Origin of the sequence: Acinetobacter sp. H1(2024), assembly GCF_046557555.1 — a bacterium.
In the GTDB taxonomy this organism is placed as follows: domain Bacteria; phylum Pseudomonadota; class Gammaproteobacteria; order Pseudomonadales; family Moraxellaceae; genus Acinetobacter; species Acinetobacter seifertii.
This window is the reverse complement of record NZ_JBKGFO010000001.1, coordinates 121,301-145,176: the sequence shown is the minus strand read 5'-3', so window position 1 is coordinate 145,176 and position 23,876 is coordinate 121,301. Positions and strand designations below refer to the sequence as shown.

The 23,876-nt window shown below is 39.3% G+C and carries 25 protein-coding genes; 5 read left to right on the top strand and 20 right to left on the bottom strand.

What is annotated here, in order from left to right; genetic code table 11:
- Position 1 precedes the first annotated feature (1 nt).
- The 13 genes from aroD to ACLCEG_RS00665 all read right to left on the bottom strand — a co-directional run bounded on the left by aroD (position 2) and on the right by ACLCEG_RS00665 (position 11,189).
- A complete protein-coding gene (gene aroD / locus ACLCEG_RS00725; protein WP_410566517.1) occupies positions 2-829 on the bottom strand; it encodes a type I 3-dehydroquinate dehydratase in 828 nt (275 codons plus the stop codon).
- A 69-nt stretch (positions 830-898) separates the two neighbouring features.
- A complete protein-coding gene (pcaG, locus tag ACLCEG_RS00720; RefSeq protein ID WP_004701359.1) occupies positions 899-1,528 on the bottom strand; it encodes a protocatechuate 3,4-dioxygenase subunit alpha in 630 nt (209 codons plus the stop codon).
- A gap of 14 nt (positions 1,529-1,542) precedes the next feature.
- Positions 1,543-2,268: a protocatechuate 3,4-dioxygenase subunit beta gene (gene pcaH / locus ACLCEG_RS00715; protein WP_000077913.1), complete on the bottom strand. Its 726-nt coding sequence runs from the start codon at positions 2,266-2,268 to the stop codon at positions 1,543-1,545.
- A gap of 10 nt (positions 2,269-2,278) precedes the next feature.
- Positions 2,279-2,692, bottom strand: coding sequence for a 4-carboxymuconolactone decarboxylase (gene pcaC / locus ACLCEG_RS00710; RefSeq protein ID WP_019458799.1), 414 nt, complete (start codon positions 2,690-2,692; stop codon positions 2,279-2,281).
- A gap of 15 nt (positions 2,693-2,707) precedes the next feature.
- On the bottom strand, positions 2,708-4,063 hold the full coding sequence (locus tag ACLCEG_RS00705; RefSeq protein ID WP_019458798.1) for an MFS transporter: 1,356 nt from the start codon (positions 4,061-4,063) through the stop codon (positions 2,708-2,710).
- Positions 4,064-4,105: 42 nt separating this feature from the next.
- The gene (gene pcaD / locus ACLCEG_RS00700; RefSeq protein ID WP_410565013.1) at positions 4,106-4,891 is read right to left on the bottom strand and encodes a 3-oxoadipate enol-lactonase; all 786 of its coding nucleotides are present in this window, start codon (positions 4,889-4,891) and stop codon (positions 4,106-4,108) included.
- The gene (pcaB, locus tag ACLCEG_RS00695) at positions 4,888-6,243 is read right to left on the bottom strand and encodes a 3-carboxy-cis,cis-muconate cycloisomerase (protein ID WP_410565011.1); all 1,356 of its coding nucleotides are present in this window, start codon (positions 6,241-6,243) and stop codon (positions 4,888-4,890) included. The genes pcaD and pcaB overlap by 4 nt, the downstream gene beginning before the upstream one ends.
- A gap of 2 nt (positions 6,244-6,245) precedes the next feature.
- On the bottom strand, positions 6,246-7,457 hold the full coding sequence (gene pcaF, locus ACLCEG_RS00690) for a 3-oxoadipyl-CoA thiolase (RefSeq protein WP_410565009.1): 1,212 nt from the start codon (positions 7,455-7,457) through the stop codon (positions 6,246-6,248).
- Between the two features lie 12 nt (positions 7,458-7,469).
- On the bottom strand, positions 7,470-8,123 hold the full coding sequence (locus tag ACLCEG_RS00685) for a 3-oxoacid CoA-transferase subunit B (RefSeq protein WP_004792017.1): 654 nt from the start codon (positions 8,121-8,123) through the stop codon (positions 7,470-7,472).
- An 18-nt stretch (positions 8,124-8,141) separates the two neighbouring features.
- Entirely contained in the window at positions 8,142-8,813 is a 672-nt protein-coding gene (locus tag ACLCEG_RS00680; RefSeq protein WP_198072559.1) for a 3-oxoacid CoA-transferase subunit A, read from the bottom strand.
- A 344-nt stretch (positions 8,814-9,157) separates the two neighbouring features.
- Positions 9,158-9,874, bottom strand: a complete 717-nt coding sequence (gene ispD, locus ACLCEG_RS00675; protein WP_410565006.1) for a 2-C-methyl-D-erythritol 4-phosphate cytidylyltransferase — start codon at positions 9,872-9,874, stop codon at positions 9,158-9,160.
- Complete coding sequence (ftsB, locus tag ACLCEG_RS00670) at positions 9,840-10,229, bottom strand: cell division protein FtsB (protein ID WP_004701341.1); 390 nt, start codon at positions 10,227-10,229, stop codon at positions 9,840-9,842. The genes ispD and ftsB overlap by 35 nt, the downstream gene beginning before the upstream one ends.
- Before the next feature lie 231 nt (positions 10,230-10,460).
- Positions 10,461-11,189, bottom strand: coding sequence for a sulfite exporter TauE/SafE family protein (locus tag ACLCEG_RS00665; RefSeq protein ID WP_410565004.1), 729 nt, complete (start codon positions 11,187-11,189; stop codon positions 10,461-10,463).
- 211 nt (positions 11,190-11,400) lie between these two features.
- On the opposite strand from ACLCEG_RS00665, the gene ACLCEG_RS00660 reads away from it, so the two are divergent.
- On the top strand, positions 11,401-12,078 hold the full coding sequence (locus ACLCEG_RS00660; RefSeq protein WP_200028020.1) for a DUF421 domain-containing protein: 678 nt from the start codon (positions 11,401-11,403) through the stop codon (positions 12,076-12,078).
- Positions 12,079-12,175: 97 nt separating this feature from the next.
- On the opposite strand, the gene eno is transcribed toward ACLCEG_RS00660, so the two are convergent.
- Genes eno through ACLCEG_RS00645 form a run of 3 tightly spaced genes read right to left on the bottom strand, consistent with a single transcriptional unit; the run spans position 12,176 to position 16,035 of the window.
- Positions 12,176-13,465: a phosphopyruvate hydratase gene (gene eno, locus ACLCEG_RS00655; protein WP_004701335.1), complete on the bottom strand. Its 1,290-nt coding sequence runs from the start codon at positions 13,463-13,465 to the stop codon at positions 12,176-12,178.
- A 45-nt stretch (positions 13,466-13,510) separates the two neighbouring features.
- Positions 13,511-14,368: a 3-deoxy-8-phosphooctulonate synthase gene (kdsA, locus tag ACLCEG_RS00650; RefSeq protein WP_004701333.1), complete on the bottom strand. Its 858-nt coding sequence runs from the start codon at positions 14,366-14,368 to the stop codon at positions 13,511-13,513.
- Positions 14,369-14,397: 29 nt separating this feature from the next.
- On the bottom strand, positions 14,398-16,035 hold the full coding sequence (locus tag ACLCEG_RS00645) for a CTP synthase (RefSeq protein WP_004701331.1): 1,638 nt from the start codon (positions 16,033-16,035) through the stop codon (positions 14,398-14,400).
- 223 nt (positions 16,036-16,258) lie between these two features.
- Here ACLCEG_RS00645 and ACLCEG_RS00640 point away from each other — a divergent pair, with 223 nt between their 5' ends.
- Positions 16,259-16,747 (top strand): hypothetical protein, encoded by a 489-nt coding sequence (locus ACLCEG_RS00640; protein ID WP_004701329.1) that lies wholly within the window; start codon positions 16,259-16,261, stop codon positions 16,745-16,747.
- A 232-nt stretch (positions 16,748-16,979) separates the two neighbouring features.
- Positions 16,980-17,825 (top strand): metal-dependent hydrolase, encoded by an 846-nt coding sequence (locus ACLCEG_RS00635; protein ID WP_410565001.1) that lies wholly within the window; start codon positions 16,980-16,982, stop codon positions 17,823-17,825.
- 54 nt (positions 17,826-17,879) lie between these two features.
- Here the strand turns inward: ACLCEG_RS00635 and ACLCEG_RS00630 are convergent, their stop codons facing one another.
- From ACLCEG_RS00630 to ACLCEG_RS00615, 4 genes are all read right to left on the bottom strand, one after another.
- On the bottom strand, positions 17,880-18,974 hold the full coding sequence (locus tag ACLCEG_RS00630) for a YheT family hydrolase (RefSeq protein WP_410564998.1): 1,095 nt from the start codon (positions 18,972-18,974) through the stop codon (positions 17,880-17,882).
- A gap of 19 nt (positions 18,975-18,993) precedes the next feature.
- On the bottom strand, positions 18,994-19,689 hold the full coding sequence (locus tag ACLCEG_RS00625) for an SGNH/GDSL hydrolase family protein (protein ID WP_410564995.1): 696 nt from the start codon (positions 19,687-19,689) through the stop codon (positions 18,994-18,996).
- Between the two features lie 60 nt (positions 19,690-19,749).
- Positions 19,750-20,157, bottom strand: a complete 408-nt coding sequence (locus ACLCEG_RS00620; protein WP_151761000.1) for a nuclear transport factor 2 family protein — start codon at positions 20,155-20,157, stop codon at positions 19,750-19,752.
- A 69-nt stretch (positions 20,158-20,226) separates the two neighbouring features.
- Complete coding sequence (locus tag ACLCEG_RS00615; protein WP_410564992.1) at positions 20,227-22,251, bottom strand: FAD-dependent oxidoreductase; 2,025 nt, start codon at positions 22,249-22,251, stop codon at positions 20,227-20,229.
- A 135-nt stretch (positions 22,252-22,386) separates the two neighbouring features.
- Here ACLCEG_RS00615 and ACLCEG_RS00610 point away from each other — a divergent pair, with 135 nt between their 5' ends.
- Together ACLCEG_RS00610 and ACLCEG_RS00605 are read left to right on the top strand one after the other, a co-directional pair.
- Complete coding sequence (locus tag ACLCEG_RS00610; protein WP_004701316.1) at positions 22,387-22,947, top strand: PadR family transcriptional regulator; 561 nt, start codon at positions 22,387-22,389, stop codon at positions 22,945-22,947.
- Positions 22,948-22,949: 2 nt separating this feature from the next.
- Positions 22,950-23,867 (top strand): alpha/beta fold hydrolase, encoded by a 918-nt coding sequence (locus ACLCEG_RS00605; protein WP_406520820.1) that lies wholly within the window; start codon positions 22,950-22,952, stop codon positions 23,865-23,867.
- The last annotated feature ends 9 nt before the right edge of the window (positions 23,868-23,876 follow it).

Sequence of the window (23,876 nt, the reverse complement as noted above, 5' to 3'; positions counted from 1 at the left end):
TTTATGGGTTTGTTGGTTGAACGGTTTGTAAAATCTGTTTGAGCTTAGTCACATCGATTTGACCCGGTGCAGAAGCCTGACCAATCATGCCAAAGCTATAACTTCCGCCCATATTGGCAGTTGCAACACGAGAAATCGTACCTAATTGCCCCATCGACATTGTCAATAATGGCTTAGTGGTTTGCTGACTTACTTTTAAAGTGGCATTCATTAAAGTGAAGACGTCTTGTTTAGATTTCGGCATTACCGCAATTTTGAGAATATCTGCACCCATCTGATCTTGTTTTAACAAGCGTTTTTCAATTTCATCTTGGCTTGGTGTTTTTTGGAAGTCATGATTAGACATAACAACCAGCACTTTCTTTTGATGTGCTTTTTGAACAATTTCTGAAACTACTTTTTGATCACGGAACATTTCAACATCTAACCAGTCCATGAACGGATTTTTTAAATAAGCTTGATAAGTCTTCCCATAATCAGCATCGCTAATTTCGAGCTGACCACCTTCATTTTTAGTACGAATGGTGGCGATCATTGGCTTATGACCTAAAATCTTTTTCAATTCATGTCCTAATGCAATCACTTGTTTTGTATCACTTGCAAAACTGAGTAAATCGATACGAAACTCAGCTAAATCAGCATCCGATGTATTTGCAATAACTTGAGCTTGGGCTAAAGCTTGCTCTTTAGTTTTTGCAGTGATCGGAACAATTGTTTTAACTGTTGTCATAGCAGGTTGTGTCTGGGCAGCCAAAGCAACAGGTTCAGCATTCACCTGTGCTACAAAAAATGGGAGTGTAAGCAAACTTAAGCTTAATAATTTTTTCATTTTCATATCATTCATCCTTAAAAAGGCTACACATATCCATGAATAATCAGGTGTAGCCTTAGGTGTTCCTTAAATATCAAAAAATACAGTTTCGTCATCGCCTTGAATACGAATATCAAAACGGTAAACAACTTCACCATTCTCTTCAGAACGTTTAGCAACAAGAGTTTGGCGACGCGGTGCCCACTCAATGCTATTTAAGATCGGATCATTAGCATTGGCCTCAGCTTCATCGTCAAAATAAACACGTGTATGAAGACCTAAATTAATACCACGAGCGAAAATGACTAATGCAATATGTGGTGCCTGAGTTGAACCTTTACGGCCTGCTGTCGCACCTGGCTTAATTGTATTAAAGCTCCAAACACCCGTTTCAAAGTCTGCACCTGTACGGCCCCAACCTTGAAATGCTGGATCAGCTTTTTGCTCACGGGTATCTGCCTGACTTGGGTAAATACCATTTGCATCAGCCTGCCAAATCTCAATGAGTACATCTCGTAACGGTAGACCTAAACCGTCAAATACTTGACCTTCAAGACGAATGCGCTCACCTTTAGTCTGGTCTTGCACCAACTGGTTATTAAAGTTGTTTTCAAACACTTCAATATTTGCTTGCTGTGGCAATAACCCAATATGAACGTAAGGACCACCTGTTTGAGATGGAGTTTCTTTTAATTCCTGAAAATTCCAGTTGTTCATGCTCGTGCTCCTGATTAAGTCAATTCGTTTTCGAAGTAAGTCGCTCGACGACCACGCAAAGTGATGTCAAAACGGTAACAACGGCTATCGGCTTCGATAAAGTTGTTTTTATCTTCTAGCGCAATCAAGGCACGACGTTGATCTTCAGAAGGAATTGTTTTTAAAATCGGGCAAGTGTCAATGAGCGTATCGCCTTCAAAATAAAATTGCGAAATTAAACGCTGAGCCCAACCATCAGCAATTAAAGAGAAATGGATATGGGCAGGACGCCATTCATTAATACGGTTACGCCATGGATATGGACCTGGTTTAATGGTACGGAAAATATAAAAACCGTTTTCATCAGTTAAGGTACGACCACAACCACCAAAGTTAGGATCCATTGCACCAATAAACTTGTCGTTTGGATGGCGATAGCGACCAGAAGCATTGGCTTGCCATACTTCTAAAAGTGCATTTTTTACAGGACGACCAAATTGATCACGAACATAACCATGCACAATGACACGCTCACCAATTGGTAAACCATCTTTGGCATAGTTCAAAATCAAGTCGTTATCTTTTGGGCCGAACAAGTTTGAAGAAAAATGCGGTGCAGTAACTTCAGTTAGAGTCTCGTTAATAGAGATCAATGCATTTTTTGGCGAACGCAATACACTTGTTTTATAACCTGGCGTATACGCTGGTGGATGATCATCTGTATTACGTTGGGCGTAAGCACCCCAGCTATGTTGTGACATCTTTATCTCCTTAATCCTGTTCTTTCGCTGCAACTGAGTTGACTTCTATTCCCAACTCTTTAAAGACTTCTTCGGCCATATGCATTGCAGCATTTGCAGCAGGTAAACCTGCATAGAGTGAGCTATGTAAGATCAACTCTTTTAAATCTTCTTTAGTTACACCATTGTTGAAACAAGCACGTAAATGCATACGTAGCTCATCTTCACGGCCAAGCGACAATAAAATTGCGATAGTGACTAAACTACGTGTATGACGCGGTAGGCCCGGACGAGACCACACCTCACCCCATGCGTAACGGCTAATAAAGTTTTGAAAATCTTGGTTAAAGTCATTTAAGTTTTGCAAAGACCGACCAACATGCTTTTCACCCAAAACTTCCGTCCGCACCTCAATGCCTTGTTTATAGCGTTGTTCATCATTCATCGTGATAGACCTCTATTAAGTTGCATCGGTATGCGCAACAAGTGATTTAACAAATACAGCAACAGCCGCAGCAGACGCCGGAATTAGTAATAAGCTAAGAATGGCAGTAAATGACCAATCATTACCAAGTAATACAGCCCCAATCCAAGCACCAAATACCGCACCGAAACGACCAATACCTGTCATCCAAGACACACCCGTAGCACGGCATTGTGTTGGATAGAAACGAGCACTCAAAGCTGGCATTGAAGATTGTGCACCGTTAATTGCGATACCAGCACAAAGCACCAATACAGCAAGTAATGTTGAGTTTCCTAAGCTTTGCCCAACAGCAATCGCAAATAGACCCGCAGCAAAGTAGAAAATGGCAATGACTCGGTTCGGGTTGAATTTGTCCATCGCCCAACCGATGAACAATGCACTTACCACACCACCGAACTGGAATAATCCACCGATAAATGCAGCACGTTCCATTGAAGCACCTGTTTCACGCATCAATGTTGGTAACCAGCTTGTAAGCAAGTAAACAACTACTAAGCCCATGAAATAGGTCAACCAAAGTAAAAGTGTTCCTTTCGCATAAGGTTTAGAAAACATAATCCCAAAGACATTTTTCTTTTGAGCTGTTTCAGTTTTCTCTTCAGGTACATGAAATGCAGTGGCATCTTGAACCTGAGTTGGGGCTATATGATTTAAAATTTTGCGTACTTTTTCTGGGTTTTTACCTTTAACAATTAAGAAGCGGTAAGATTCAGGTAAAACTAAAACCACTAGAACCATTAAAATTAAAGGTGACCAACCGCCAAGTAAAAATAGACTGTGCCAGCCATAGGTCGGAATGAGCCAACTGCTAATAAAGCCACCTGTTGCCATACCTAAGTTGTAACCACAGAACATACATGTCACGAGCAGTGAACGAATGCGAGTTGGACAGTATTCAGAAAACAATGTAGTGGCATTTGGCATCGCTGCACCCAAACCAATACCTGTCAAAAAGCGTAAAACGACAAGGCTATCTAAGTTGGTTGCATAAGCAGAAGCTAAGGTAAAACCACCAAATACAAGCATAGAAATAGCTAGAACAATTTTTCGGCCAAAGCGGTCAGCTGTTGGGCCAGAAACCAAAGCTCCAATAATCATTCCACCAAGTGCAGCACTCATTACTGGACCTAACTGAGAGCGATCAACACCCCAGTCCTGAGCCAATGCTGGTGCAATAAAACCCATTGCAGCTGTATCGATACCATCAGTAAAAATAATCAAGAAACAAATGATTGCGATCATCCACTGATACTTACTGAGTGGTGCATCATTAATTAGTGCTTGAGCATCGATACTTTTGTTTGGTGTAGCGTAATCCTGAGACGCCATATTTGCCTCCTTAAGGCCAATTCCTTTTAAACTACTAAGCTATTAGATTTGTTGAATAAACCTAGTCAATTCCTGAGTAAATCTTTGCGGTTGCTCAATATTAGAAAGATGAGATGCTTCCAATTCAGCAAGCTGACTATTCTTAATAGCCTTCTGCATAAACTCAGCATCGACTACTGTAGTTACTGGATCTTCCGTTCCTGCAATCAGCAACACTGGAATTTGAATTTCTCCAATTTCATCTCTTAAATCAGCATGTGCTAAAGCACGACACGCATTGGCATAACCTTGTGCTGGTGTGTTTGCCAGACTTTGAATCGTCGTTTGTGCAACTACATTATGTTGATAGTCGAATTTTTCGCTAAACCAACGTGTATGTGTGGTTTTTACCAACTCAGCCAGTCCATTTTGTTCTACTGATTCAGCACGACTTAACCACGCTTCAGCCTGTCCAATTTTGGCTGCCGAGTTCGCAACCGTAATACTTAGAAAGCGATCTGGATAATGAATACCCAACCAAAGCCCTGTAATTCCGCCCATTGAAATTCCACAAAAATGGGCTTTTTCAATATCTAAGGCATCTAAAATATCAACAACATCTTCAGCTAAGTTTTGCAATGTGGTGTCAATAATTACATCGCTTTCACCGTGACCACGTGTGTCGTATGTAATGACATTAAAATGACTTTTAAGCTCATTTACTTGCGGCTGCCACATTCCATGATCTGTTCCTAACGAGTTAGATAACACAAGTGCTGGAGCATCTTTTAGACCATCTGTATAAACTGCTAACTGTTTTCCTTGACGATTACGAATAGTCTGTTTCACTTTGACTCTCCTTGTGCTTCTTGCAGAACAGCATCAATTTGAGCTTGAATGTTGCCCAAATAGTTTTCTGCTTTAAATATTTCCAAAATTTCTGTTTGACTAAAATGTTCTTTTACTTCATCTAACTGACTAACAACCTCAGATAAATGCTGCTTTTGAGCCACGGCTGTTTTACAAGCTGCTTCAACAACATGATGAGCATTTAAACGTCCAATTTTTGGAGCAAGCGCCATCATCACAGCTTCTGCCATAATCAGCCCGTTGGTACACTCAAGGTTCTGCTGCATATGCTCAGTATTAACTTCGAAACCTTGTAAAACTTCACCAGTACGACTTAATGCGCCAGCGCAAAGCTGAAAAATTTCAGGAACAGCTAACCATTCTGCATGCCATGCACCTAAGCTACGCTCATGTTCCTGCACCATGCTTTGATAGATACTAGACATAAGTGCTGGTACACGATTTGCTGCTGCAAGTACTGAAGCTGCTGCGACTGGATTACGCTTATGAGGCATGGTTGATGAACCACCACGACCCTTTGCAGTAGGTTCAAACAATTCTGCAATTTCAGTTTGCATCATGAGCGACCAATCACGTGCCATCTTGCCCGTATTCCCAACAATCATGCCAAGCACACTTGCGATTTCTACAATACGGTCGCGCTCACCATGCCATGTACTTGTCGGTACAGTCAGATTTAGTTTTTTGGCAAATGCACTGACCACAGATGAACCTTGATCTTGCAAAGAAGCTAAAGAACCCACAGCCCCACCTAACTGAGCAGTAAATACACGTGATTTCATTGCATTTATACGATCTAAATCACGCTTAAATGCAGAAGCCCAGCGAGCAAGCTTGTGTCCCAAGGTAATAGGCAAAGCTTGCTGTAACCATGTACGCCCAATCATGACTTGATAGCGATATTGCTTGGCTTGTTCTAATGCAGTCGCATAGCAGTGTTGAAGTTGAGCTTCTACAATATTCAACGCATCACGGCATTGCAAAATACAAGCTGTATCTAAAATATCCTGACTTGTTGCGCCCCAATGCACATAACGTGAAGCATCTTCATCAACATCTTTAACAATTGCCGTTAGTTGTTTTACGAACGGAATTGCAATGTTTCCAGCTAAGCCAGTTGCCACGGCTAAGGCTGAAAAGTCAAACTTTTCTATTGCCTGTTCAGCTACTTGAGCAATGGTATTAGCCGCATTTTGAGGAATCACGCCAACTTGTGCCTGTGCTTGAGCTAACGCGACTTCAACCTCAATCATATATTTGATTAAAGATGAGTCACTAAAGATGTCGGTGACATCTTTTTGATAAAACAAACTGGCATATAACTGGCTCATGATTAGACTCTCTCAATAATCAAAGCAATACCTTGACCTACACCAATACACATTGAACATAAGGCATAACGACCACCTGTTTGTTCAAGCTGGTTTAAAGCTGTAGTGACTAAGCGTGCACCTGATGCACCCAGTGGATGGCCCAATGCAATTGCACCACCATTTGGATTTACTTTGTTGCTATCGTCTGGCAAGCCTAAATCACGGGTGACTGCTAAAGCTTGTGCAGCAAAAGCTTCATTCAACTCAATCACATCCATCTGCTCTAAAGTCAGGTTGGCTTGTTTAAGTAGTTTTTTAATGGCTGGCGCTGGAGCAAAGCCCATAATACGTGGTTCTACACCCACCGCTGTTGAAGCAATGATCTTGGCACGTGGTTTGAGGTTATAAGCCTGAACAGCATCATCGGAAGCAATCAGTAGAGCTGCTGCGCCATCGTTGATGCCTGAAGCATTACCTGCTGTTACAGTGCCATCTGCTTTAACCACAGGTTTAAGTTTGCTTAAACCTTCAAGCGTGGTCGATGCACGTGGATGTTCATCGGTATCAATCACAACAGCATCGCCCTTACGCTGAGGGATTTCAACTGCCACGATTTCTTTAGAAAAAAAGCCTTTGGCTTGCGCGCTTGCGGTGCGTTGTTGGCTCACCAAGGCAAACTGGTCCTGATCTGCACGATTCACGTTAAACTGTTCAGCCACGTTTTCGGCAGTCTGGGGCATGGTGTCTACACCATACAATTCTTTAAGTTTAGGGTTAATAAAGCGCCAACCCATGGTGGTGTCTTCAATCTTCTGGCTACGGCCAAAAGCACTGTCAGACTTACCCATCACATAAGGTGCACGGCTCATGCTTTCTACACCACCTGCAATCACCAAGTTCGCTTCACCTGCTTTAATGGCACGGGCAGCAATGGCAATCGCATCGAGTGAAGAACCGCACAAACGGTTAATGGTGGTTGCCGGCACCTGATACGGTAAACCAGCAAGCAGTGCCGACATACGACCGACATTACGGTTATCTTCACCGGCTTGGTTGGCACAGCCATAGATCACATCATCGACCTGTTCCCAATCTACATTTGGGTTACGCTGCATGAGGGCTTTAATCGGCACAGCGCCAAGGTCATCGGCACGGACAGGTGCAAGGCCACCGGCATAACGGCCAAATGGTGTACGGATGGCATCGATGATATAAGCGTTTTTTAATGTCATTTCCCTACTTCCTTACCCTTGAGTTGCATCAATCAAAGTGGCACCCGTTAAAGCCTGTAACTCATCAAAGCTAAGACCTTCCACTTTCTCAATCACTTTCAAACCATCTTTGGTCACATCAATCACACAGAGGTCGGTGTAAATACGGTCTACGCAGTGTTTACCCGTAACTGGATAGCTCAGCTCAGCCACAATCTTTGGTTCACCTTGCTTTGTCACATGGTCTGTAGTGATAAATACTTTCTTAGCACCTACAGCTAAATCCATCGCACCACCCACGGCAGGAATCGCATCCGGTGCACCCGTGTGCCAGTTCGCCAAATCACCATTCGCTGCAACCTGAAAGGCTCCTAGCACGGCAATATCAAGGTGCCCACCACGCATCATGGCAAAGGAATCACCATGGTGAAAAAAGCTGCCGCCTTCAAGCATGGTCACAAACTCTTTACCCGCATTAATCAGTTCAGGGTCTTCTTCACCTGCCGCTGGAGGAGGACCAAATGCCAATAAACCATTTTCAGAATGAAGGAAAATATCTTTATCGTTAGGTAGGTAGCTCGCAATCTTGGTTGGCAAGCCAATGCCTAGGTTCACATAGGCACCATCGGGAATATCTTGTGCCACACGTTTTGCAATCTGGTCACGGCTGAGTTTCTGGTAGCTCATGTTATTTCTCCTTATTGCTTACTGTGCGGGCTGTACTTGTACAACATGCTGTACAAAAATACCTGGGGTGATGATGTGCTCTGGATCTAGGTGGCCTAGCTCAACCACTTCGGAAACCTGAACAATCGTGACATCTGCAGCCATGGCCATAATCGGGCCAAAGTTACGTGCAGATTTACGGTAAACCAGATTACCCCAGCGATCGCCTTTGTATGCTTTAATCAAGGCAAAGTCAGCTTTAATCGGATATTCGAGTACATAATCTTTACCATCGATCTGACGGGTTTCTTTACCTTCAGCCAAAAGAGTTCCAAAGCCTGTTGGGGTAAACACAGCACCTAAACCCATACCAGCAGCTTGAATACGACACGCCAGATTACCTTGTGGAACCACTTCAAGTTCGACCTTTCCGGCACGGTACAGTTCATCAAATACATAAGAGTCTGACTGACGAGGGAAAGAACAAATCACTTTTTTAACCGAACCAGCTTTCAGCAGTTTCGCCAGACCATAATCGCCATTACCGGCGTTATTGCTGACAATGGTTAAATCTTTAATACCCAATTCAATAAGACCGTCAATGAGTTCAGCGGGTTGTCCTGCGGTACCAAAACCACCAATCAGAATGGTTGCACCATCTTTAATTTGCGATAGAACCTCGCTTAGTGAGGACTTACTTTTGTCAATCATTAGACAACTCCATTGTGCTCATTGAAGAAGAGAAAGGTAAGAGAATAGGCACACTGGGGTAATAAGATAGATAAATATTTCACTCAATCCCGAGTGTTTCCCTTAGATTTCCCTTTTGATTATTTTTGATAATTTTCAGATTTTGATCTAGTAAGCTACATACACTTTTGTTCGATTTAGGATTTTTTTGTTCGACTATCGAACATTATCTAATTAAATTACATAATGATGTTATCTACTTCCTCTATAAAAAAATATAAATTATTTTGAATAGATGTGTAGAAATGAAACGTATACTTAGGCTATTTTAAAATAAAATAGCCTGCTATTAAGTATATAAAATATTAAGATTGTGATTGCAGAATCAAACGCGCAAGTTCTAAATCATCGGGATAAGTAATTTTTATATTATCAGACCGTCCCATAACTACATGTACGCTCTCCCCCATAAACTCAAGCGCGCTTGCCTCATCAGTAATAGTCAAATTATTAATTAGCGCTTGTTCAATCGCCTTTTTAAGTGTCCCAATTTTTGCAATTTGAGGAGTTTGAGCCTGCCACAACAACTCTCGACTTACGGTTTTGTTAATCTGTTGTTCTTTATCTACAAGCTTCAACGTATCGCGCACAGGAATTGCCAAAATAGCACTTTGATTTGAACTTATCGCATGCAAAACAAGAGCATTTAAGCAATCAAGGGTTACACAAGGTCGTGCAGCATCGTGTACCAACACCCAATCATCTTCATCTGTAATTTGTGACAGATAATTTAGCGCATTTAAAACCGAATAGACTCGCTCAGCACCACCATTACAAAAATGTGCCTTATACTTTTCGCTAAAAGCTAAAGTAGAAGCAAGAGTATCCTGCGCACCAATTGCTAAGACATAGCCAGCTAATGGAAGCTCAGCTAAACGCTTAACAGTATGCTCTAACACTGTCGCATCTTGAATGTATTGATATTGCTTTAATTCAGTTTTGGAAAATCGACTTCCTGAACCAGCAGCAGGAATAACTGCCCATAGTTTAGTCTGGGATATCTGGTGATGGAGGTGTCTCATTAGTTTCCAAATCTACTTTAGCGTTCGGGTCAATATAAATAGGCTTATAATTAGTACTAATTGTACTCATTTGAACAAATGTTTCGTGAGGCTTAACTAAACCAAGATCCAGACGAGCGTGTTCTTCTATCGCTTCCGTACCATTTTTTAGGTCGAAAACCTCAGCTGCCAAAATACGGTTTCGCTCTTTAAGCTCATCATTTACTTCAGCTTGCTGTTGAATTTGCTGCATAAGTGCTTGATGAGGAAAATAACCACCCTCACCTAACCAGAACTGATATTGCAATATAGCTACTAAAACAATAACCAGTAGCAAAATAAGTTTGCTTGAAGTGGATCGAAATACTTCTAACATAGCATTAAGAGCTTTAATTAAAAACTTTATTAAGTTTTTGTATTGTATGACAATTTACAAGCGACATGCAAAATTCCTGCAAAATTCCTGCAAAACTATGAATGGCCATATTACTTTAAATTGACCATTGTGACATGTTTCATTTTGTCAAAATTAAACTCAATTGGAAAGGAAAATAATGTTTATAAACACAACTGTTTATAAATCAATCTATGCATATAAAAGTTACTGTTAAGAATGATTAAAAACTGCCAATATCATCGAAAAACCAGCAACCACCAACATACAATCTAGCAATAAATCAAAAGTTTTCTCAGACATCTTTATTACAAAAGTTTTGCCAATATAATTGCCAATAATTTGAGAAAAACCAACAGCAACTCCCGCAATTAAAATATTTTGTTTTAAAACGCCTAGTGCACCAAAAGTTAAGCTTTTTGTTACGTAAATACCAAATGAAGCGGCAGCCTCTGTTGCCAAGAGAGCCCCCTTCGTTAAACCGAAACCATTAAAAACTGGGAGTAATAAGGGGCCTGTCGAAAAAACAACACCTGTGATATAGCCCAGCACTCCCCCAGCAATGACCATTTGCCATGAACTAAATTTAAAACTATGACGTTTGGCGTAATGTCTAATCGGTATTAAAAAGAAGAAAAATACACCTATACATAAGTTGGATAACGTAGGTGACATCACCCATAATGTATTGGCTCCTAGTATCGTTGCTGGTATGCCCAAACTTGTAAATAAAAGAAATGCTCTAATATTAAGCTCTTTACGCCACATTATCACACGTGAAATGTTCCCCATAATTGCAGCAATTGCCATAATAGGTACAGCAAGTTTGGCCCCAAAAATATAAGCAAGAATTGGTAATAAAATAATTGATGATCCAGTTCCAACCACTCCACTAATCAGCCCTGAAAGAACTCCAATAAAAGCAAGTGCCACATACATCATAGGCCAAACCAAAATAATTACTCTTAAGAGACTACAATAATCTATGTATTAAAATCGCACTACGAATTTCATTTATTTTTAATTAATACACGATCACACATCTTTTGTACTTTTAAACAATAACCACTTAAAAACTATAGTTTTTTGATTTTTATTTTGCTATGAATTTTAAATCTACCCTATCTGTAAAATTTGAAAAAGCGAGATAAAGATGGATCTTTCTAATATTTTTATTGGTGATACCACATGGGGCTTTGCTTTAGAAATTTTAATAAGATGCACTGTCATGTTCATTATTATCATTAGCTTTTTAAGACTATCTGGTAAACGTGGTATCCGACAACTCTCTTTATTCGAACTGGCTATCATTTTATGTTTAGGATCTGCAGCTGGTGACCCTATGTTTACTAAAGACGTTCCAATTGCACACGCTTTAGTGGTTTTTGTTGCAATCCTCTTTTTATATCGCCTTATCACTTGGGGTATGGTAAAGCACAAAAAAATTGAAACATTGTTAGAAGGAAGAGCTCTTTGCGTCGTCAAAGAGGGTCTTTTGGTCTACAAAGATTTTCAGAAACAAACATATTCTCACGATGAATTTTTCTCAGAAATGCGCCAGCAAAACGTAGAACATTTAGGTCAAGTCAGAACAGCCTTACTTGAATCCGATGGCATTTTGAGCTTACTTTATTATGAGGATGAAGATGTTAAATGGGGACTTCCTTTATTCCCAGATGCCTATCGTAAAGCTGATGTACTTAAAATTAATACTTTTTATTCTTGTATGAAATGTGGCGAGACTAAGGTTTTAAATAAACTCGATCAACAATGTTCTCGTTGTCATCATCATAGTTGGGCTGAATCTTTAAAAACTCGGCGTTTAGGATAAATAAAAAAGTGCTATTTCTAAGAAGTAGAAATAGCACTTTTATTTTAAATATTAATTTTTCATCAATATTTAAATAAGCAAAGCATTATTCAAAAGATTAGTTTAAACCTTTGAACTCAGCTTTACCGCGGTAAGCCGCTTTAGTCATTTCTTCAATACGAAGCAATTGGTTATATTTAGCAACACGGTCAGAACGGCAAAGTGAACCAGTTTTGATTTGACCAGCTGCAGTACCTACTGCCAAATCAGCAATAGTTGAATCTTCTGTTTCACCAGAACGGTGAGAAATAACAGTTGAGTAACCATTTGCTTTAGCAAGGTAGATTGCATCTAAAGTCTCAGTCAATGTACCAATCTGGTTGTATTTGATAAGAATCGAGTTACCAACTTTCTCATCAATACCACGTTGTAAAATCTTAGGATTAGTTACGAATAAATCGTCACCAACCAATTGGATTTTATCACCAAGGATTGAAGTTAAGTAGCTCCAACCTTCCCAATCAGATTCATCTAAACCATCTTCGATTGAAATAATCGGATATTGATTTACAAGACCAGCTAAGTAGTCTGCAAATTGATGACTTGTAAATGCACGGTTACCTTCACCTTCTAAAACGTATTGACCGTTTTTGTAGAATTCTGAAGATGCACAGTCAAGTGCAAGCATCATATCTGAACCAGCTTTATAACCAGTTTGTTCAATTGCTTGAAGAATTACAGTAATTGCTTCTTCGTTTGAACGAAGGTTAGGCGCAAAACCACCTTCATCACCCACAGCAGTATTCAAACCTTGTTTCTTTAAAACTGATTTTAAAGAATGGAATACTTCAGCACCAGCACGCAAAGCTTCAGCAAATGAAGTGAAGCCTACTGGCTCAATCATAAACTCTTGAATATCAACAGTGTTGTCAGCATGCTCACCACCGTTCAAGATGTTCATCATCGGTACAGGCATTGTCAAAATTGTTTGACCACGAAGATCTGCGATGTATTGGAAAAGAGGAAGTTTCTTTTCTTCAGCAGCAGCGCGTGCAGCAGCCAATGACACAGCCAAAGTTGCGTTAGCACCTAATTTTTCTTTGTTTTCAGTGCCATCAAGCGCGATCATTGTGTTATCAATGTCTTTTTGCTCAAAAACTGACTTACCCAACAAAGCATCACGAATCAACGTATTAACGTTATTAACTGCTGTACGAACGCCTTTACCTAAGTAACGTGATTTATCACCGTCACGCAGTTCTAAAGCTTCACGAGAACCAGTTGAAGCACCAGACGGTGCACATGCACGACCAACAACGCCAGATTCTAAAATTACGTCTGCTTCGATGGTTGGGTTACCACGAGAGTCCAAAATTTCACGTGCACGAATGTCAACGATTTGGCTCATGAACAATTCCTCTGTTGAATGAATAACGAGATGCAGATTACTGCATCAATGGGTATCTAACTTTTTGAATCCTTTAACTAAAGTATCCAATTCTTTTATTTGCGCCAAGAATGGCTCAAGTTGTGACATACGTAATGCACAAGGCCCATCGCATTTTGCATGTTCTGGATCTGGATGAGCTTCCAAGAATAGCCCAGCCAAGCCAGTTGCCATTCCAGCACGTGCTAAAGTTGTAATTTGAGCACGGCGACCACCTGCCGAATCAGCACGACCACCAGGGGTTTGCAACGCATGTGTCACATCAAAGAAAACTGGCACATTCATTTCTTTCATGATGTCAAAGCCAAGCATATCTACAACAAGATTGTTATAACCAAATGCTGAACCACGTTCACAAAGAATGAGTTTATCATTTCCTGCTTCTAAACATTTGTGCAGAATATGACGCATTTCATGAGGTGCTAAAAACTGAGCTTTCTTAATATTAATGATAGCTTGTGTTTTTGCCATCGCTTCAACAAGATCAGTCTGACGACTTAAGAAAGCAGGTAACTGAATAATATCGGCTACTTCTGCAACTGGTGCAGCTTGATATGGCTCATGCACATCAGTAATGATCGGAACATTAAAATGCTTTTTAATATCACCTAACCATTCAATACCTTTTTCAAGTCCAGGGCCACGGAATGAATGTAGACTAGAACGATTTGCCTTATCAAAACTCGCTTTAAAAACATAAGGAATTTCTAAACGTTTGCAAATATCTACATACGTTTCTGCAATTTCAAAAGCTAAATCTTTTGATTCAAGTACGTTCATTCCGCCAAATAATACAAATGGCAAATGATTTGCCATTTGTATATCGCCTAAACGTACAACTTCTTGTGGTTTTAATTGTGACATTTAAACTTTCCCAGTTTATTTAAATCGCATTATTTACTTTTTTGATGCTGAGTTTTCGCAGCGTCAATAAAACTAGCAAATAATGGATGTCCATCACGTGGTGAACTTGTAAATTCCGGGTGGAATTGTACAGCAATAAACCAAGGATGTTCAGGAATTTCTACAGTTTCAACCAAATGTTGTGCTGAAGAATAACCAGAAATTTTCATACCAGCTTTTTCAATCGACTCGATGAAACGGTTATTCATTTCATAACGGTGACGATGACGTTCAGTGATCTCAGCTTTTCCGTAGACTTCACGTGTTTTTGTACCTTCAACCAATTCTGATTTTTGTGCACCTAAACGCATTGTTCCGCCCAAATCAGATTCGAGACTACGTTGTTGTAATTCACCACGCTCATCCAACCATTCAGTGATTAAACCAATAAGTGGATATTTTGTAGAGCGGTTAAATTCTGTAGAAGAAGCTTCTGGCATGCCTGCAACATGGCGAGCATATTCAATAACTGCCAATTGCATGCCTAAACAAATTCCTAAGAAAGGAATACGATTTTCACGAGCGTACTGAATAGCTTTCATTTTGCCTTCAGTACCACGTTCACCAAAACCACCCGGAACTAAAATTGCATCAGCTGTACTTAAAATAGATACATCTTGACTCTCAAGCTCTTCAGCATTGACGTAATCAATTTGTACTTTTACGCGATTCTTAATACCAGCATGTAATAATGCTTCATTTACAGACTTATAAGCATCTGGTAATTCAACATATTTACCAACCATAGCTACACGTAAAGTGTATTCAGGGTTCAATAATGCTTCGACTACATTATCCCAATCTTCTAGATTTGCTTCTGGAAGATCATTAAATCCAAAACGTTCACAGATCAAGTCATCAACGTTTTGTTCATAGAATGTACGTGGAATTTGATAAATTGTTTTCGCATCTTTACATACCACTACAGCGCGCGCTTCTACGTTAGTGAACAATGCAATTTTGCGTTTAGTATCAACATCTACATCATATTCAGTACGGCAGATCAGAATATCTGGCTGAATACCAATTGAAAGTAACTCTTTTACAGAGTGCTGAGTTGGTTTAGTTTTCAACTCTGCTGCCGATTTAATATATGGCAACAAGGTTAAATGCATAAGCATGGTACGTTTATGACCAAGCTCAACCATTAACTGACGAACCGACTCCATAAACGGTAATGATTCGATATCACCTACGGTGCCACCAATTTCTACAATAGCAACATCATAGCCTTCGCCTGCGCGAAGAACACGTTCTTTAATATTATCGGTAATATGAGGAATAACCTGAACTGTACCACCCAAGTAATCACCACGACGCTCTTTATTTAAAACGTCTTGATATACGCGACCACTCGTAAAGTTGTTTAGCTTGGTCATTTTAGCGCGACGTAAGAAACGTTCGTAATAACCCAGATCGAGGTCGGTTTCTGCACCATCTTCGGTAACAAAAACTTCACCATGCTGGAATGGGCTCATTGTCCCTGGATCGACATTAATATAAGGATCCATTTTAACCATTGTGACTTTCAAGCCACGAGCTTCCAAAAGTGCAGCAACAGAAGCAGCAGAAATACCTTTACCTAGTGATGAAACCACACCACCAGTGACAAAAATAAAATGGGTCATTAAGTTTCTCATACAATCAAGCCGAAATCGGCCTACAATGTTTGGCAATTTTACTGTACTCTGCCCCTATAAAGCAAAGTCAAACCGCATCAATTCAAAGAACAATAAACAACTGGTTATTCTAGCAGCATTTTTAATAAAAAATTAGCTCAATCTCACATGATTTTTTCATTGCTATTTACTGTTATAATGCCAATTCCTCAATTAAATGTTGTTTAGGGCAATGGCAAATAAAAAACTTTTAATCTGTGCTGCAATTGCGGCTGGACTATTGTTAACCGCATGCGTTAAAAAAGAGACGCCTAAAGAAGAAGAGCAAGACAAGGTTGAAACTGCTGTTTCAGAACCTCAACCAGCGAAGCCTGCAAAATTTGAGTCTTTAGAGAGTGTGGATACTCATCAAGAAGCTCAAGTTGAAGCACAACCACAAGTTGAAGTTCATCGTGAAGAAACAAACAACACTACAACTGAAATTCGCCGTGAAACTCGTCCTGCACATTCTGATGAATCTTCACAGACACAAGTTGCTGAACAACCTAAATCTGAGACACCAAAAGTAGAACCTAAACCAGAAAAGAAAACTGAGGCTAAAGCAGAACCTAAAGCTGAAAAAGCTCAGTCAAAACCAGCTAAGGCAACTGAATCTGCTAAGACAGAAGATGATGCAGTGGCTGCTGCAATTGCCGCTGCAACACCAGCGCTTAAGAACTAAGCCTGTGTCGGATAATGCCCAAATTAATTTTTTGATTTGGGCATTTATATAATATTCATAATAAAAATAAATTTAATTTCTTTGCTTTTATCTTCAAAACTTCTTTGTCTATCATTTCGGGACAATCTAGTTTCATCCATTCAAAAATCATTGACTCCAACCCTATCTACTTATACTTTTTATCAACAAGTTCCTTTTTGGAACTTACAAATAAAAAGATTGGAGCAAGAAAATGAAAACAGCTTTAAACCGTGCACCCGCCTCTTTTCCAGTACGTCGTATGGACTACAATTTTGAAAATATTCCACGTTATTGGTGCAATCACGAGCCCTCACTCACCCATTATTTCACAGGTCTTTCTACTTTGTTTCCCGAAGGAGAATCATACTTTGTTAGATCTGTCCGCGCTTTACGTACTAAGGCAAAAGAGAATGAAACTTTAGACAGAGAGATTGGTGCGTTCATTGGCCAAGAAGCAATGCATTCTAAGGAGCATCATGCTTTTCATGTTAGTGCACAGCAGCATGGTTTAAATCCTGAGTCTCTAGAAAAAGCAACAGGGATTATTCTTAAAGGTATTGAAAAAGTTTTTAGCAAAAAATGGAATTTACTTGTAACGGTTGGTTTAGAGCACTACACCGCAGTACTTGTAGTTAGCATGATGCAATCAGTAAATGAGCTTATGACTGACACAACTATTCGTAACTTATGGCTATGGCACAGCGTAGAAGAAACCGAACACAAAGCTGTTGCATTCGACTTATATCAGCATTTATATGGCAACGGATTAAGTGCTTATATTCCACGTATTTCAGTATTTACTTTTAGTTTAATCCTGATTACCGCTTTTTCGACCATTTACCAAATTGTTTTAATGAAACGCGACAAACAACTGACTAATTTTAAAACTTGGCGCAACTTTTTTGGTTTTGCAAGCACACAATATAAAGCTTTAATTCCAAAGTTTCTTGAATATTATCGTTTTAACTTTCACCCCAATCAGACAGATAAGAAAGCTCTGATTGCTGCTACCAAAGTAAAACTTGGAATAAATGATAGATCACTACTTTTATCTTAAAAAGTAAAAAATAAAGCCCAAAGTCTGGGCTTTATTTATGCATCTGATGATTGTCTATTTATTACGTTCAATTAAAAAATAATCAGACATGAGACGTGCTGCCCATGAAGTGCTACGCCACCCTTCATAAAATGCACAATGACTCCCTTTTTTAGTTGTCACTACAGCCACCGTACTCATTTGTTGAATTGGCTCTTTATATGGCTCCAAATTTTTAATAGAACAAACTGGGTCATCTTCAGCATTCAGAATCACTAATGGAATTTTAATATTCTCGAAAACATAAATTGGATTAATAGATTTACAGTAAGTTTCGTAATCTTGAAAACCAGCCATTTCGAAGTATTCTTTTTCAAATTCTTCTAAATTGTTAGTCGATAAAACTTTTTCTAAAGATGCAATTTTGCTCCACGTATTTTGATACGGATAAATAAAATACTTAAAGAGCTTTTTGGTCATCATTTTACTGTAAAAAGGATGAACATTTTTAAAACCAATTTCCGTGTTATAACCTGGACACATCGCAAAGGCAGCTTTAAAAGGCGTATCTTCACCTTGCTCACCCAAATAGCGAACAAGCAAGCCTGTACCTGCCGATGAACCTACCGCATATAAATCTGATGCGGGAAATAAGCTTTGAATATTGTCAAGCTGTTCTTTTAAATCACGAGTTGAACCAAAAAGAGAAATTTGTGGCACAGGCATTGGTAAACCTGCGTGACCACGGCGAAGGCATAATGCAATTCGCCAGCCTGTATATTGATTTAAATCGCGTACCAACTCACGCATACTCTCAGGAGTACCTGTAATGGTATGCATGATTACAACCGTTGGTGTATCTGCTGGTAAATTATAGCCATACCAAGCAATTGCGGTAATACCGCCATCACTCATCGTAAGTTGATCAATCCGGTCATATTCCAATTTTATTGATTGTTTTCTAATAAGATCGAAATAGAGTAAATGAACATGATTATTCGTCAACCAAGGTGTAGGACGATATTTCTGCTTGAGTTGAGGGAGCTTCTCCAACACATCTTTTATTTGCCCTTGAGGATCATAATAAACTTTTGGATGCTCCGCCCCTAATACTAAATCGAACAACTCTGAACCGAAATCTTTAATTTTACTAAAAACAGATATGCCCATATCCAATGACTACCTATGACTATGAGTGAAATGATTGCCGCACTAAAGCTGCAATCTGCCTTCCCCAAATTTCGTAAACTTCCTTACTAGGATGAAAACCATCACTTGCCATTGTCAAATTCATGGCTTGAAAAGTTTCAATATCATATTGAAGAAATTTAAACTGGCTCTGTGGTGCTAACCATTGCTGTAATTTTTGATTCATTTGCTCTGCATATTGCCCAAATAACCAAGCCAATGGATTGGGTAAAGCTGGGAAATGTTGCATTGGAGGCACTCCAGAAACAATGATTAGTTTTGGTTGAAAACGTTTCTGAATATGCTCAAATAATTGTTTTTGTTGTTGGATCCATGATTTGGCAGAAGTCAAATTAGTAACATCATTTACACCAATAGATGTCACAATTACATCATACTTCCGCTCTTCTAAATGCTGTAAAGCATGAAAAACTTGTCGGGTCGTATCACCAGTTTTGGCATGAAGTTTCCACTGGAGGAAAAATTCATTTTGCAGTTCTTGAATAATAGCACCAGACAAAGCATCTTTTTGTGTTTCTACACCCACGCCAGCTGCTGCTGAATCTCCCAAAATAAGCAGAGATAAAGGCTTGCCTTGACCAATGCCACCTTCTCGTTCACCTTTAGGCTCTAATAAACGTGGAGTATTCTTTCGGACTTTATTGCCTTGCACAAATAATATAGGCAATAAAAGCAATGTTGAAAGTTTTAACCACTTTTAATATACCTCAAAAAACTTAGGCTATTTAATAAAAAACTATTGAGGTTTGAACTGAGTAATTCTTGCACCCATTTGCTCAGCCAATGCAGCTAAACCACTCATTGGACGAATCATTACTTCAAAGTCAATAATTTTACCGTGCTCATTAAAACGGATCATATCAATCCCTTTCAATGATTTGTCGCCTACATTCGCACTAAACTCAAGCACTACATTTTCGCCATCTTCTGTGTAGAATTCTCTGTGATAGGTAAAGTTTTCAAATACCTGAATCACGTTAGTAAGAATAAAGAAAACAACTTGTCTTCCCTCATAAGGTTTATAAGCAACCGGTGAACGGAAAACGACATCATCTGCGAGCAAATCATTTAAGTTCGATAAGTCGTTTGATTGAATCATTTGGTGCCATTTTTCTAATGACTGTTTCGTTGTTTCAAGTGTCATTTTTCTTTTCCTTCAAATTGGTTTTAGTAGTGAGCATTCTCTTATTTAAGACAATGCTCACTTAACTCATTAAAGAACCGCTGCTAGTTCAGCACCTTGACGAATAGCACGTTTAGCATCCAACTCACCGGCTTCTTTAGCACCACCAATCAAATGAACATTCTTACCATCTGCTTTTAATTGGTCATACATTGCAGTAAATGATTCTTGGCCCGCGCAAATTACAACATTATCAACTTCAAGCACTGTTGGTTTTCCATCAACCGTAATATGAAGACCTTGATCATCGACTTTTTCGTAGTGTACGCCTGCTAACATTTTCACGTTTCTATTCTTAAGCCCTGTACGGTGAATCCAACCAGTCGTTTTACCTAGTCCCGCACCTACTGAAGAAGCTTTACGTTGTAGCAAATAGATTTCTCGTTCAGAAGCTTCAACTTTCGGCTGCTTTAAACCACCAACGTGTTCATAGTGAGTATCAATACCCCACTCTTCATAGAACTTTTCAGGATTTAAACTACCACTTTCACCTTCATGGGTTAGGTACTCAGCGGTATCGAAACCGATACCACCTGCCCCAATAATGGCAACACGTTGACCTACTGGTACACGCTCTTTAAGTACTTGTAAGTAGCTCAACACTTTTGGATGATCAATACCTTCAAATTGCAATTGACGAGGTGTTACGCCCGTTGCAACTACAATCTCATCGAAGCCTGATTGACTTAACTCTTCATAAGTTGCTTTATGATTTAATACAAGCTCAATGTTTGGGCGTAATTCAATTTGACGACTAAAATAACGTAGTGTTTCGTAGAACTCTTCTTTGCCTGGCACAGTTTTAGCGATATTAAACTGACCACCAATTTGATGGCTTGCTTCAAAGATTTTAACTTGGTGTCCACGATCTGCCGCATATACAGCAAAACTGAGACCTGCTGGCCCTGCACCAATGACAGCGATATTCTTCTGATTTTGAGCTTCTTTAAAAAACAGTTCAGTTTCATAACATGCACGAGGGTTCACTAGACATGTTGCGATTTTCATAGAGAAAATGTGATCAAGACAGGCTTGGTTACAGCCAATACAGGTATTGATTTCATCACTACGACCTTCACTTGCTTTTAAAACGAACTCAGGATCTGCAAGCATTGGACGTGCCATTGAAACCATATCAGCATGACCCGATGCTAATACATGCTCAGCCATTTCAGGTGTATTAATACGGTTTGAGGTAATTAATGGAACTGAAACTTCGCCTTTTAATTTTTCGGTGACCCAAGTAAATGCAGCTCTTGGTACTTTTGTGGCAATTGTTGGAATACGGGCTTCATGCCAGCCAATGCCCGTATTAATAATGGTAGCGCCTGCTTTTTCAATCGCTTTAGCAAGCTGAATAACTTCTTCTAAAGTAGAGCCACCTTCAACCAAATCAAGCATTGATAAACGATAAATAATAATAAATTTTTCACCGACTATTTCACGTGTGCGTTTTACGATCTCGATAGGAAAACGAATGCGGTTTTCATAGCTACCACCCCATTCATCATCACGATGGTTTGTTCTGGCTGCTATAAACTCATTAATTAAATAACCTTCAGAGCCCATAATTTCAACGCCATCATAACCGGCATATTGCGCAAGCTTCGCACAGTTTGCAAAATCATCAATAGTTTGTTGAACCTCAGCCGAAGTCATTGCTTTAGGTTTAATTGGATTAATTGGTGCTTGAATTGCCGAAGGTGCAACAATTTCTGGTTGATAAGAATATCGGCCTGTATGTAATATTTGTAATGCAATTTTTCCGCCAGCAGCATGGACCGCTTCGGTAATGACTTTATGTTTTTCAGCTTCTTCTGTGCTATCTAACTTAGAAGCATGAGCAAAGGTTAAACCTGCCTGATTAGGTGCAATACCGCCAGTAACAATGAGTCCAACATCCCCTTTAGCACGCTCTGCATAAAAAGCTGCCATACGTTCGTAACCACCTGGCGCCTCTTCTAGACCAACGTGCATAGATCCCATCAATACGCGATTTTTTAATGTCGTAAAACCTAAATCTAATGGTTTTAATAAATGTGGATATAACGACATAACAACTCCTTGGCTTGCTAATCTGCTTGCTTAATGCAACTTGTTGCACAAATTTATAATCAAATTTTGACTTTTATGCAACATGTTGCATAATCTTATGAGTCACACTTTACTTTTGCTTACAAACGGATTGCCATGTCACTTCCCCATGTTTTACTAACCAGCTTACTAGAACGCCCAAGCACTGGCTTTGAACTCGCTCGCCGTTTTGACCGTTCTATGGGCTTTTTTTGGAATGCCACGCATCAGCAAATTTATCGTGAACTCAATAACATGCTAAAAAAAGGCTGGGTTTCTACTTTAGAAAATGAGATGGATAGTGGCCGAAAAAAAACTTATCAGGTCGAACAACTTGGGCGTATAGAACTGGCTTCATGGATGACACAGCAAAGTGAACCTGCACAGCTTAGAGATGACTTAATGGTAAGATTGCGTGCAGAAGCACAATTGAGCAATAATCAAATATTGCCTGAACTATTGCGACATCTTGGTTTACACAAAGAAAAGCTTAAGCTTTATCAAAGTATTTATGATAAAGATTTTAAAGATAACGATGACTTGAATAATCGAGTGCTATATATCCACAAAATGATCTTGGAACTCGGTATTACCATGGAAACTGAATGGATCAAATGGTTAGAACAAGTCATTCCTCAATTAAAACTTTTTGCTCAAGATAATGTATCTGGAGAATAAACATGCCTTATTACACCATGCCCGATCAGGAAAGTTTATTTGTACGCCGTGTTGGTCGTGGTGAACCGGTATTAGTATTATCTGGCTTAGGTATGCAGAGTTGGCAATGGCTACCGTTTATCTATGCAAATCGTAAAGAATACGAATTTATTATTCCTGACTGGCGTGGTTTTGGCGGTTCAAAAAATTGTGCCATTCCCGATCAAGATGCTATATCAAGTCACTGGCAAGATGTTGCCCATTTAATTGAGCAATTAAAACTTGATAACTTTATTTTAATGGGCTACTCAATGGGTGCTACCACAGCAATGCATGGTATGAAGCATGCTCATCTGGCGCAGCAATTAAAAGCCTATTTACATATTGATCAAACTCCAAAAATATCAGTAGATTCGACGTGGCAATATGGTTTATTTGGTCCACTACATGTTCAATTTAAACAACTGCTCAATGATATTTATCAATTATTGGCAAAACACAAAAATGCTAAATACCTTTATGAATTATCGCTTCCAGACCGTCAGGAACTTGTACGATTATGGGTAGATTTTATTGAATTGCAAAGCAACAATCCATTTAGCCCATTTGTTTTTAAAACGGCTTTAAAACAACCTTTTTTACAGAAGTATCTATTACCCATTCAACGTTTAGACTACTTATTTTGGTATGTCGAAAATTATCTTTTTCACAATGAAGATTATCGTGAGGCGCTTCAACAATTACAGTGCCCTACTACTTTCTTTATTGGTCGTAATTCGACACTTTACCCAGAAACTGGTCAAACACTTATTGCACACAGTGTTGAAAATGCAAAAGCAATTTATTTCGAGCGCTCAGGTCACACGCCATTATTAACCGAACCGAAAAAGTTCGGTCATGAAATCACCACTTTTTTATCCGAACTAAAACACGCTTCTTAAAAAAAGGGA

Coding starts and splice junctions, on each gene's coding strand:
- ACLCEG_RS00640 (WP_004701329.1), top strand. CDS start 16,259: ATGGCAAATAAAAAACTTTTAATCTGTGCTGCAATTGCGGCTGGACTA.
- ACLCEG_RS00635 (WP_410565001.1), top strand. CDS start 16,980: ATGAAAACAGCTTTAAACCGTGCACCCGCCTCTTTTCCAGTACGTCGT.
- ACLCEG_RS00660 (WP_200028020.1), top strand. CDS start 11,401: ATGGATCTTTCTAATATTTTTATTGGTGATACCACATGGGGCTTTGCT.
- pcaF (WP_410565009.1), bottom strand. CDS start 7,457: ATGACATTAAAAAACGCTTATATCATCGATGCCATCCGTACACCATTT.
- pcaH (WP_000077913.1), bottom strand. CDS start 2,268: ATGTCACAACATAGCTGGGGTGCTTACGCCCAACGTAATACAGATGAT.
- pcaC (WP_019458799.1), bottom strand. CDS start 2,692: ATGAATGATGAACAACGCTATAAACAAGGCATTGAGGTGCGGACGGAA.
- ACLCEG_RS00645 (WP_004701331.1), bottom strand. CDS start 16,035: ATGACCCATTTTATTTTTGTCACTGGTGGTGTGGTTTCATCACTAGGT.
- eno (WP_004701335.1), bottom strand. CDS start 13,465: ATGAGCCAAATCGTTGACATTCGTGCACGTGAAATTTTGGACTCTCGT.
- ftsB (WP_004701341.1), bottom strand. CDS start 10,229: ATGTTAGAAGTATTTCGATCCACTTCAAGCAAACTTATTTTGCTACTG.
- aroD (WP_410566517.1), bottom strand. CDS start 829: ATGAAAAAATTATTAAGCTTAAGTTTGCTTACACTCCCATTTTTTGTA.
- ACLCEG_RS00615 (WP_410564992.1), bottom strand. CDS start 22,251: ATGTCGTTATATCCACATTTATTAAAACCATTAGATTTAGGTTTTACG.
- ACLCEG_RS00705 (WP_019458798.1), bottom strand. CDS start 4,063: ATGGCGTCTCAGGATTACGCTACACCAAACAAAAGTATCGATGCTCAA.
- ispD (WP_410565006.1), bottom strand. CDS start 9,874: ATGAGACACCTCCATCACCAGATATCCCAGACTAAACTATGGGCAGTT.
- pcaG (WP_004701359.1), bottom strand. CDS start 1,528: ATGAACAACTGGAATTTTCAGGAATTAAAAGAAACTCCATCTCAAACA.
- ACLCEG_RS00620 (WP_151761000.1), bottom strand. CDS start 20,157: ATGACACTTGAAACAACGAAACAGTCATTAGAAAAATGGCACCAAATG.
- ACLCEG_RS00610 (WP_004701316.1), top strand. CDS start 22,387: ATGTCACTTCCCCATGTTTTACTAACCAGCTTACTAGAACGCCCAAGC.
- ACLCEG_RS00630 (WP_410564998.1), bottom strand. CDS start 18,974: ATGGGCATATCTGTTTTTAGTAAAATTAAAGATTTCGGTTCAGAGTTG.
- kdsA (WP_004701333.1), bottom strand. CDS start 14,368: ATGTCACAATTAAAACCACAAGAAGTTGTACGTTTAGGCGATATACAA.
- pcaB (WP_410565011.1), bottom strand. CDS start 6,243: ATGAGCCAGTTATATGCCAGTTTGTTTTATCAAAAAGATGTCACCGAC.
- ACLCEG_RS00685 (WP_004792017.1), bottom strand. CDS start 8,123: ATGAGCTACCAGAAACTCAGCCGTGACCAGATTGCAAAACGTGTGGCA.
- ACLCEG_RS00665 (WP_410565004.1), bottom strand. CDS start 11,189: ATGATGTATGTGGCACTTGCTTTTATTGGAGTTCTTTCAGGGCTGATT.
- ACLCEG_RS00605 (WP_406520820.1), top strand. CDS start 22,950: ATGCCTTATTACACCATGCCCGATCAGGAAAGTTTATTTGTACGCCGT.
- ACLCEG_RS00680 (WP_198072559.1), bottom strand. CDS start 8,813: ATGATTGACAAAAGTAAGTCCTCACTAAGCGAGGTTCTATCGCAAATT.